Annotated in this window: 9 protein-coding genes; 8 read left to right on the top strand and 1 reads right to left on the bottom strand. The window is 72.5% G+C overall.

Features of this window, described 5'->3' with window-relative positions:
* Positions 1-50 precede the first annotated feature (50 nt).
* From WMF42_RS27115 to WMF42_RS27085, 7 genes are all read left to right on the top strand, one after another.
* The gene (locus tag WMF42_RS27115; RefSeq protein WP_437685679.1) at positions 51-614 is read left to right on the top strand and encodes a hypothetical protein; all 564 of its coding nucleotides are present in this window, start codon (positions 51-53) and stop codon (positions 612-614) included.
* Positions 615-617: 3 nt separating this feature from the next.
* On the top strand, positions 618-1,040 hold the full coding sequence (locus tag WMF42_RS27110; RefSeq protein ID WP_437685677.1) for a DUF7878 domain-containing protein: 423 nt from the start codon (positions 618-620) through the stop codon (positions 1,038-1,040).
* Between the two features lie 44 nt (positions 1,041-1,084).
* Positions 1,085-1,411: a hypothetical protein gene (locus WMF42_RS27105; RefSeq protein WP_437685676.1), complete on the top strand. Its 327-nt coding sequence runs from the start codon at positions 1,085-1,087 to the stop codon at positions 1,409-1,411.
* A gap of 666 nt (positions 1,412-2,077) precedes the next feature.
* The gene (locus WMF42_RS27100; protein ID WP_437685674.1) at positions 2,078-2,980 is read left to right on the top strand and encodes a hypothetical protein; all 903 of its coding nucleotides are present in this window, start codon (positions 2,078-2,080) and stop codon (positions 2,978-2,980) included.
* Between the two features lie 355 nt (positions 2,981-3,335).
* Positions 3,336-4,850 carry a sigma 54-interacting transcriptional regulator gene (locus tag WMF42_RS27095; protein ID WP_061610026.1) on the top strand — a complete coding sequence of 505 codons (1,515 nt, stop codon included), beginning with the start codon at positions 3,336-3,338 and terminating at the stop codon, positions 4,848-4,850.
* 105 nt (positions 4,851-4,955) lie between these two features.
* The gene (locus WMF42_RS27090; RefSeq protein ID WP_437685672.1) at positions 4,956-6,488 is read left to right on the top strand and encodes a serine/threonine-protein kinase; all 1,533 of its coding nucleotides are present in this window, start codon (positions 4,956-4,958) and stop codon (positions 6,486-6,488) included.
* A gap of 10 nt (positions 6,489-6,498) precedes the next feature.
* Positions 6,499-7,386, top strand: coding sequence for a hypothetical protein (locus tag WMF42_RS27085; protein ID WP_437685670.1), 888 nt, complete (start codon positions 6,499-6,501; stop codon positions 7,384-7,386).
* Positions 7,387-7,394: 8 nt separating this feature from the next.
* Here WMF42_RS27085 and WMF42_RS27080 read toward each other — a convergent pair whose 3' ends face one another.
* Complete coding sequence (locus tag WMF42_RS27080) at positions 7,395-7,805, bottom strand: hypothetical protein (RefSeq protein WP_437685668.1); 411 nt, start codon at positions 7,803-7,805, stop codon at positions 7,395-7,397.
* 118 nt (positions 7,806-7,923) lie between these two features.
* Here WMF42_RS27080 and WMF42_RS27075 point away from each other — a divergent pair, with 118 nt between their 5' ends.
* On the top strand, positions 7,924-9,627 hold the full coding sequence (locus tag WMF42_RS27075; RefSeq protein ID WP_437685667.1) for a serine/threonine-protein kinase: 1,704 nt from the start codon (positions 7,924-7,926) through the stop codon (positions 9,625-9,627).
* Positions 9,628-9,629: the final 2 nt, after the last annotated feature.

Genomic DNA, 9,629 nt, shown 5'->3' with positions numbered 1-9,629 from the left:
ACGTATTCGGGGAGGATAGACCTATCCCTGTATGGTCGGCGTCGCCGGAGATGACGCGTGCGGCGCTGGGTGTGTTCCCCATCGCCGGCTTGGGCAGCCTGCTGGCGTTCAGCAATCCGCACGCCACGCCGAGGGACAAGGCGATCGCGGTCGCTGTCGACGCGCTGAGCCTGGTCGGCGTCGGCGCCGCCATCAAGCTCGCCGGTGCAGCTGGCAAGGCGGGGAGCGCGGCGCGCGCCGGCGTGGAGGCGCTGGATCAGTCGGTCGGAGCTGCAAGGGGGGGAGGCAGTATTCTTCGTGAGGCTTCAGAGGCGACCTTCAGGGCAGCAGACGACGTGGCGTCGTGGGTGCCTAAGAACAAGCACCTCCTCGGCGGTGGCTCGCAGTCGAAGGCACAGTTCGCTACGACCAATTTCGACGAGGTGCGGGGCATTGTGCAGGAAGCACTGCGCTCTCCCAACGCCCAATTTCTGCCGAGCCCCAACCTTCCAGGCACTTTCAGAGTTGTGACGAACCTCGGCCGGCCCCTCGGCGTGCAGGGGCAGGAAGCGGTACGGGTGGTTGTCGGCTTGGACGGCAAGGTCATCAACGCTTTTCCCGTTCGCGTGAGGTAAATCATGCGGTTCCTATACGAGATGACGTCATTTTCTGAAAAAGTGGAAGGCTACAACCTGACCGCATATACTGAAGGAACGCTTCAGATACTCATTGGGTCCGTTGTATTTCTCGACGCGAGTGGGATCCTCCTTGTAGAGTTCGCCATCGTTCTGAAGAAATGGCTGCTGAGCCTTGACGATGGGCCGGTCGACCTCAATTACGCGTCCATGGACTTCGAGGACGATCCGATCTTTGCGTTGCGTTATGACGCAGCCCAAGGTGAATTCCTGCCGGAGTCTGTCTGGGCTAAATCCAGCCCGTTGCCGATTTCTCTTGACGAGGCGAAGTCCGCGGCCGACGCATACTTGGCCGAGCTCGGACAGGAGCTCAGGACGAAGTATGGAGTAGAACTGAATGAGGTGCTCGAGGAAGCGGTGAGGTGAGGGAGCCTGCTCCGGCGGTCGCATAGGATTCTCACGAGGGACAGATGGCATCCGTATTCGAGGTGCTCGATAAAATTCGCAAGCGGCCTGGAATGTATGTCGGAGGCGACGAATCTCAGCGCGCTATGCAGTTGCAGAACCTGGAACAGCTGCTATGTGGGTACTCCCTGGCGCTGCGCCATCACCACATCCAGGGACGAGTTGCGGACTTTGCCCATGAGTTCGGCGCCTGTCTCCGGGAAGCGAAAGGATGGAGTGCGTCGTGTGGGCCCATTGCCGCGATCCGTGAAGCTGCCACGAGCGACGAAGAAGCTTGGGAATCGTTCTGGAGGCTCGTCGACGAGTTCCGCGCCACCGTTGACGTGCCTTGATGTCCGCTTTTGATCAGGTCCGGTCGGAGGCGGACAACAAGGAGCAGACGACGCTGTACTGCCACGACGAGGTGGGCCGGCCGACGGTGCGCCAGGACGTGGACGGGCTGACGCGATGGACGTACGATGAGGGGCCGCACGCGGTCGGCAAGCTGGTGAGGATGTCGAGCCCTGATGGCGTCATCGTGGACGTTGACTACGACGAGGCCGGCCGGCCCTGGAGGGAGACCACCGAGCTGCCCAGCCCGTCAGGGGGGAGCGAGTCGTTCGTGATCCGGCGGGCGTACAACGCGCGGGGCGAGCTCCGCCGGGTAGCGTACCCCGCCACGGACGACGACGCGCCGTTCGCCGTGGTCTACCGGTATGACGATCATGGTCACCTGACGGCCGTGGAGGATCCTGCAACCAGCCGCGAGCTGTGGAGGTGGGAGGCCGCCGATGCGGCGAATCGGATCACCCGGGAACGCTTCGGCAGCCTGGTCACGACGTCGCGCAAATACGTGCCGGCGACCGGGATGTTGGAGCAGAGCACGACGGTTCGGCGAACCTCGCCATCGCCGCTCTCGCCGGCAATCACCCTGCAGCGGCTTGCATACGGGTATGACGAGAACCGTAATGTCGAGCGCCGGACAGACCATCTGCAAAAGCTGACCGAGACGTTCCACTATGACGAGCTGGACCGGCTGGAGGACGTCTACCGTCGGAGACGGAGGGACGCCGCTCTATCACTACGAGTACGACGACTTCGGCAACATCACGTACAAATCGGACGTGGGGAGCTACGCGTACGACGGCGGTCGGCCGCACGCCGTGCGGCGCGCGAACGGCAAGGCGTACGAGTACGACGAGAACGGCAACCAGACCGTGCGCCCGATCGACGTGCGCGGCGCGAGCAACGCGTCGGCGACGATCACGTACACGCCGTTCGACAAGCCGCGCCGGATCGAGGCGGAGCACGGGCCGACGACGTACGAGTACGACGGCGACCGGCAGCGCGCGCGCAAGGTGTCGCCGGCGCAGATCACGACGTACGTGGGCGGGCTGTACGAGCGGCACGAGCACACGGCGGGGGGCGTGACGCACAAGATGCACGTGATGGGCCCGGAAGGCGTGATCGCGGTGAAGACGATCGCGTTCGACGCGGCGGGCGAGGAGAAGCGGAGGGCGCATTTCCTGCATCCTGGGCACGACGGGTCCGCGGGCGTGATCACGAACGAGCTGGGGACGGTGGTCGAGCGACGCAGCTACGACCCGTTCGGGCAGCGCCGGAACCTTCTCGGCGACGAGAATGTGAGAACGCTCGCGGTATTTATCCAAGGATACTGTCAGGCTGGCGTCGATCTCGGAATGCCGGAGTTCGGTGCTACAGAATCGTCGCTCCTCGCTGAATTTGAGAAGTGGCTAGCCACGAAGCTTGACGACACGCGAGATGTTGCGTGGCCTACGCTGATCGCTACGGACGATCCCGGTGAGCGGAATGTTCGGACGTTCTTCGCGCGCTTCGAGGAGTTTCTGCAGGAACGCGGCGATAGCTTGTCTCATTCGGCTGATGTTCCGTGGCCGCCCTAGCCCTGCTTTCGCAAGATCAAGAGCTGAACGGCGTGCAGCGAACGGCTGGCGCGGAAGATCGTCCATGCTCCGTGGACGTGGCGCTCTGCCGTACCTGGGTAGACCGGAGCGCCCGCGCCCATGTTCCGGACATACCGGACTGCATCCATGCTGCAACAGCCGGGTCCCTGGCCGTTCCGCTCGTCACCCGAAGTGGGAACAACGGTTGTTCCGGCGTGCAAACGATGCTGGCCTGAGCGTCGCCGCGCCCCGGCGCGGAGGCGCGCCGTCGGCTCGTCGAGGCGGCCGGCGCGACCCGGGCGCGTCGGGCGGAGAAGCGTGACGCCGGCGCGGAGGCCTGCTGAGATGGAGGCCCATGCCCCCGTGGAACGACGACGACGCCGCCTCCACCGAGCTCGTGCCGCAGCCGCTGCGCCCCGCCGCGGCCGCGGCCGAGAGCTTCGCCCTCTCCGTCATGGCGGGCCCGGACGAGGGGAGCCGCTTCGTCGTGGCGCCGGGGCTGCCCTCGCGCGCGCTCGCCGGCACCAGCCCGGCCTGCGACATCACCCTCACCGACCGGCTCGTCTCGCGCCGCCACGCCGCGTTCGAGCTCGCCGGCCCGCGCCTCCGCGTCACCGACCTCGGGTCGACCAACGGCACCTTCGTGCAGGGGATCCGCGTCGGCGACGCGTACCTGCAGGGCAGCGAGCTCGTCCGGCTCGGCGAGACAGTGCTCCGCGTCGAGGCGCTCGGCGTCACGCAGGCGGTGGAGCTGCCGCGCGCCGTGCGCTTCGGCAAGCTCGTCGGGGCAAGCGAGGAGATGCGGCGGCTCTACCCGCTGTGCGAGCGCCTCGCGAGCTCGAGCGTGCCCGTCGTCATCGAGGGCGAGACGGGCACCGGCAAGGAGGTGCTCGCGGAGGCGATCCACGAGCAGGGGACGCGCGCGGCCGGGCCGTTCGTCGTCTTCGACTGCACAGCGGTGCCGCCGACGCTCGTCGAGTCGGCGCTCTTCGGGCACGAGCGCGGCGCCTTCACCGGCGCGAACGAGGCGCGCCGCGGCGTCTTCGAGGAGGCGCACGGCGGCACGCTGCTGCTCGACGAGATCGGCGATCTCGATCTCGGCCTGCAGGCGAAGCTCCTCCGCGCCATCCAGCGATCGGAGGTGCAGCGCGTCGGATCGAACCGGTGGATCCGCGTCGACATCCGGGTGCTCGCGGCGACGCGGCGCGATCTCGAGCGCGAGATCCAGGCGGGGAGGTTCCGCGACGATCTGTTCTACCGGCTCGCCGTGGCCCGCATCGAGCTGCCGCCGCTGCGCCGGCGGCAGGGCGACGTCACCGTGCTCGCGCACCACTTGTGGCGGCAGCTCGCGGGCCGCGGCGCGCCCTTCCCCCAGGGCTTCGCCGAGCGGCTGGAGGACTACGACTGGCCGGGCAACGTGCGCGAGCTCTACAACGCCGTGGCGCGCCGCGTGGCGCTCGGCGAGGCCGCGCCGATCGAGACCACCCGGGCCGGGGTGAGCTCCGCGGGCGCGCCCGCGTCGACGCCGGGGCTCGCGGGGGCCGGACCCGCGTCGACGCGCGGGCCTGCGTCGACGCCCGGGTCCGCCGCGTCGGCGCTGGCGCCCTCCACGCCCGTGCCCCCGTCCTCGGCCGCGGCCGCAGAGGAGAGCGAGGGCGCCGAGGCTGCGACATCCAACGACATCATCGAGGAGATCCTCGCGCTCGATCTGCCGCTGCCGCGGGCGCGGGAGCGGATCGTCGAGCACTTCGAGCGGCGCTACGTGCAGCGCGTGCTCGCGCAGCACGGGGGCAACGTCCGGAGCGCGGCGGCCGCGTCGGGCATCGCGCGGCGGTACTTCCAGATCCTGCGCGCGCGCCGATCCACCTGACGCGCGGCCGGGCGTCGCGCGGCGGTGCTCCCGGGGACCACGCGCGCGGCGATCCACCCGACATGTCGCCGCGGCGCCGCGCCCGGCCATGATATCGTCGCGACGATGCTGCAGGCCCGGAGCCAGGGCGGCGCGCTCGCCGTCGTCCGCTACCTGCTCTTCGACGAGATCGGGGCCGGCGGCATGGCGACGGTGCACCTCGGCCGCCAGCTCGGCTCGGCCGGGTTCCGGCGGACCGTCGCGATCAAGCGGCTCTACCCGCAATTCGTGCGGGATCCCGAGCTCGTCGCCATGCTGCTCGACGAGGCGCGGGTGGCGGCCCGCATCCGGCACCCGAACGTTGTCTCGACCGTCGACGTTGTGTCGAGCGGCGGCGAGGTGCTGCTCGTGATGGAGTACGTGCACGGCGAGCCGCTGGCGCGCCTGCTGCGCGCGGCGACGCGGGAGGGCGGCGCGCCGCCGCCGCGCGTCGCCTGCGCGGTGCTCGCCGGCGCGCTCCACGGCCTGCACGCGGCGCACGAGGCCACGGCCGAGGACGGCGCCCCGCTCCTCCTCGTGCACCGCGACGTGTCGCCGCACAACGTGCTCGTCGGCGAGGACGGGGTGGCGCGCGTGCTCGACTTCGGCGTGGCCAAGTCGGCGGGGCGCGCGCAGATCACGCGCGACGGGCAGCTCAAGGGGAAGCTGGCCTATATGTCGCCCGAGCAGATCGCGGGCGAGCCGCTCGACCGGCGCGCGGACGTGTACTCGGCCGGGGTGGTGCTGTGGGAGACGCTGACGGGCGAGCGCCTCTTCGAGGGGCGCGGCGAGGCGCTCTCCATTTTGCGGCTGCTGCAGGCGGGCGTGGATCCGCCGAGCGCGCGCCGGCCCGGGGTGCCGCCGGAGCTCGAGGCGATCACGCTGCGCGCGCTCGCGCGCGACCCCGACGACCGTTTCCCGACAGCGCGCGCCATGGCGCTCGCGCTGGAGGAGACCGGGCTCGCCGCGTCGACCTCGGAGGTGGGCGACTGGGTGACGTCGCTCGCGGGGGAGTCGCTGGCGCAGCGGGCGGCGCTGATCGGGGCGATCGAGCCGGGAGGGGCGGGGGGCGAGGCGGGGGCGGGGGCGGCGGCCGCGGGGGCGGGGAGCGAGGCGAAGGCGGCGGCCGCGGAGGCGGGGAGCGAGGCGAAGGCGGCAGGCGCGGGGGCGGAGGCGGGGAGCGAGGCGAAGGCGGCAGGCGCGGGGACGGGGACCGAGGTTGGGGCGGCGGCCGGGGGCGCCGGGGCGGGTCCGCTGCAGGCCGCCAATCGGCAGCCCTGGGCCGCGGTCGCGGCGACGGGCGCGCTGCTCGCGATCGCGGCCGCCGCGATCGGCCTCGCCCGCGCCGAGGCGCCGACCCTCGCCCGCGCGAGGGCCGGCGTCGCCGCCGCCGCGCGCGCGCGGCCCGCTGCGCGGCTCGTGGACACCGCGCATCCCGCGCCCGCCGCGTCGAGCGCAGGCCCGCCGGCCGTCGCCATCGCGCCCGCCGCGTCGGCCACCGCTGCCGCCGGTGCCGGCGCGCGCCGGCTGCCGCGCCGCGCGCCGGCGCGCGCCGGGTGCAATCCGCCGTTCATCATCGATGGACAGGGCCACAAGCGCTACAAGCGCGAATGCTTCTGACGGAGGCCGGATGAACCAGCGCACCGCTCGCCGCTCCCTCGTCGCCGCCGCCCTCGCGGCGCTCGCGTGCCTCCAGCCCGCCCGCGCCCGCGCCGGCGACGTCGAGGCGTGCTTCACGGCCTCCGAGGAGGGCCAGCGCCTGCGCGACGAGGGCCGGCTGCGCGAGGCGCGCGCGCGCTTCATCGCCTGCGGCGCCGCCGCGTGTCCCGCGCTCGTCCGGTCGGACTGCGCGGGCTGGCTCGCCGACGTCACGGCGCGCGTCCCGACGCTGATCCTGAGCGCGGAGGACGACCAGGGCCAGGACGCGGCCGACGTGCGGGTGACCCTCGACGGCGCACCCCTCGCCGCGCGCCTGGACGGCAAGGCCGTCGAGGTCGACCCGGGCGAGCACGTGCTCCGCTTCGAGCGCGCGGGCAGCGATCCCGTCGCGCTGCGGCTCGTCGTGCGCGAGGGGGAGAAGCTGCGCCGCGTCTCGGCCCGCCTCGCGCCGCCCGCCACGGCGCGCGCAGGTGCGGCCACGCCGGGAGGAGGCGTCACCGCGCCCCGCGAGGACCAGGCCGCGTCGCCGCCCGCGAGCTCGCTCCTCCTGCCCATCGCGCTCGGCGGCGTCGCCGCCGCCGGGGGCGTCGCCTACGCGGCGCTCGGCCTGAGCGCGCGCGCCGACGCCGACCGCCTCCGGGCGACCTGCGCGCCGCGCTGCGCCGAGGCGGACGTCGACGCGGTGCGGACCAAGGTCATCGCCGCCAACGTCGCGTTCGGCGTCGGCGTGGCGGCGCTCGGCGGCGCGGTGGCCGCGCTCCTCCTGCGCGGCCCCATGCCGGCGGCGCCCGCCGCCGCTGCGGTGCACGTCGTCCCCTTGCCCGGCGGCGCTGCCGCTGCGCTCGGCGCGCGATTCTGAGGTTCGATTCACGCTACGGACCTACAGCCCATGATCGGGCCCACGATCATCGGCAATCCGGCGATCGTGCCGCCCACCGCGCGGCCGAAGCGGCGCGCCGCCAGCGAGGACAGGAGCACCGACGCGCCCACCAGCGCGCGCTTCAGCAGCACGCGGACCCGCGCCTCCATCGATCGCGCCGCACGACACGCATGGCTCGCGTGGCCCTGTAGGACAACACCCCATGTGAGGAAATGCGAGCAGCCCTCCTGCTCGGCGCCTCGGGGGGTCAGCCGCTCCGGCGAGCGGCTCGCGCCGCGCAGGAGACCGGAGACCGAGGCCGCGCCTCGAGGCCGGGACCGCGCAGCGCGGCGCTCACCGAGGCGTGCCAGCGCGGCGCTCACCGAGGCGCTCACCGAGGCGCGCAGCGCGGCGCTCACCGAGGCGCGCCACCAGGCAGGGGCGCGCGGCGCCCGCCCGCCACAGCTCCGGCCGGTTTGCGACGCTCGGGGTCTGTGCTGCGACGGGCTCCCCGTGTACGCTCCCCCTGGTTTTCTCATGTCGACATGCCCTACGTGCCGAACCGAGCATGCGGACGGCGTCGTCGCTTGCCCGTCGGACGCTGACACCCTCTCGCCAGACCCCGCGCTCCCGGGCGCCGATCCGGATCTCGCGCCAGGCACTCCGGTCGGCGAGTACCGCATCGATGCGAAGATCGGGGTAGGGGGCTTCGGCACGGTCTACCGCGCCACGCACCCCGTCATCGGCAAGGCGGCGGCCATCAAGGTCCTCAGCCGCCAGTGCTCTGCGAACCCGCAGCTCGTCTCCCGCTTCGTCGCCGAGGCGCGGGCCGTGAACCAGATCCGGCACCGCAACATCATCGACATCTTCTCGTTCGGCGCCCTCGGGGACGGCCGGCACTACTACGTGATGGAGCTGCTCGAGGGGATGACCCTCGACGCCTACCTCCGCAAGCGCGGGCGCCTCCCGCCCGTCGAGGCGCTGCCCATCCTCGTCAAGATCGCGCGCGCGCTCGACGCCGCGCACGCCGCCGGCATCGCCCACCGCGACCTCAAGCCCGAGAACGTGTTCCTTGTCTTCGACGAGGACGGGGCGATCTTCCCGAAGCTGCTCGACTTCGGCATCGCCAAGCTGCTCGGCGAGCCCTCGACGACAGCGCACAAGACGCGGACGGGGCACCTGATCGGGACGCCGCTCTACATGTCCCCCGAGCAGTGCCGCGGCAGGAACGTCGATCACCGGACGGACGTCTACTCGTTCGGGATCCTGGCGCACGAGCTGCTCGCCGGCGCGCCGCCGTTCGACGGCGAGAGCGCGTTCGACCTCCTGACCAAGCACGCGTCGGAGCCGGCTCCCCCCGTGTCGAGCCTGGCCACGCACCTGTCGCCGGCGCTCGACGCGCCGCTCCTGCGGATGCTCGAGAAGGACCCCGCGAGCCGCCCGGCATCGCTGCTCGAGGCGACCGCGGCGCTCGTGGAGGCCGCGCGGGGCGCAGGTTACGACGTGCCCACGAACCTGCTGCGGGCGAGCGACGCCGCCGTCGGGCGCGGCGGGAGCGACGCCGCCGGGCCCCGCGCGCGCATCGCAGCCGCGGAGCCGCTGGCCGCCGAGCTCGCGCCGACGCAGCCGGGTCCCGTCGCGGACGCGAGCACGGACCGCAACGGGACCGAGACGGTGCTGCAGCGGTCGCTGCCGGGCAAGGTGGAGAGCACACCGGCCGCGGTGTCGCGGCAGAGGGCAGCGCTCGCCGCGGTCGCCATCCTCGGCGGCGCCGCGGCCGCCGCGCTCACGCTGCGCCTCACGGGCAGCGAGCATCTGGCCGGCGCCCCGCCCGCGCCGGCGCTGGCTGCGCCGGAGACGGCCGCGCTGCTCGCCCCGGTCGCGCCGGCGCCCGCCGCCTCGGCCGCGCCGGCGCCCGCCGCCTCGGCCGCGCCGGCGCCCGCGGACGTGCCCACGGCGAGCGCCCGCGCGGCGCCGCCCGAGGTCGAGCTCCGGATCCAGGCGACGCCGAAGGAGATCGAGGTGTGGAGCGAGGGCAAGCTCGTCGGCAAGGCGCCGGGGCCGCTGCGCCTGCCGCGCGGGCGCGCCGTGAAGCTCACCTTCAAGTCGCCCGGTTACCAGGAGCAGGCGCAGGAATTCCCGGGCGAGGCGGACGGCGCGCTCACCGTGTCGTTGAAGAAGGCGGCGGCGACCGCGAGGGGCACCGTCAGGAAGGGCGACCTGGAAGACCCGTTCCAGTGAGC

Source organism: Sorangium sp. So ce176, from assembly GCF_051519835.1.
GTDB classification, from domain to species: Bacteria; Myxococcota_A; Polyangia; order Polyangiales; family Polyangiaceae; genus Sorangium; species Sorangium cellulosum_G.
Note: the sequence above shows the minus strand (reverse complement) of the source record. Positions and strands in the feature narration are given on the sequence as shown.

Bases quoted from the DNA above. Each gene is read 5' to 3' on its own strand.
- WMF42_RS27115 (WP_437685679.1), top strand. From the start codon at position 51: ATGACGCGTGCGGCGCTGGGTGTGTTCCCCATCGCCGGCTTGGGCAGC.
- WMF42_RS27095 (WP_061610026.1), top strand. From the start codon at position 3,336: ATGCCCCCGTGGAACGACGACGACGCCGCCTCCACCGAGCTCGTGCCG.
- WMF42_RS27110 (WP_437685677.1), top strand. From the start codon at position 618: ATGCGGTTCCTATACGAGATGACGTCATTTTCTGAAAAAGTGGAAGGC.
- WMF42_RS27075 (WP_437685667.1), top strand. From the start codon at position 7,924: ATGTCGACATGCCCTACGTGCCGAACCGAGCATGCGGACGGCGTCGTC.
- WMF42_RS27085 (WP_437685670.1), top strand. From the start codon at position 6,499: ATGAACCAGCGCACCGCTCGCCGCTCCCTCGTCGCCGCCGCCCTCGCG.
- WMF42_RS27100 (WP_437685674.1), top strand. From the start codon at position 2,078: ATGACGAGCTGGACCGGCTGGAGGACGTCTACCGTCGGAGACGGAGGG.
- WMF42_RS27105 (WP_437685676.1), top strand. From the start codon at position 1,085: ATGGCATCCGTATTCGAGGTGCTCGATAAAATTCGCAAGCGGCCTGGA.
- WMF42_RS27090 (WP_437685672.1), top strand. From the start codon at position 4,956: ATGCTGCAGGCCCGGAGCCAGGGCGGCGCGCTCGCCGTCGTCCGCTAC.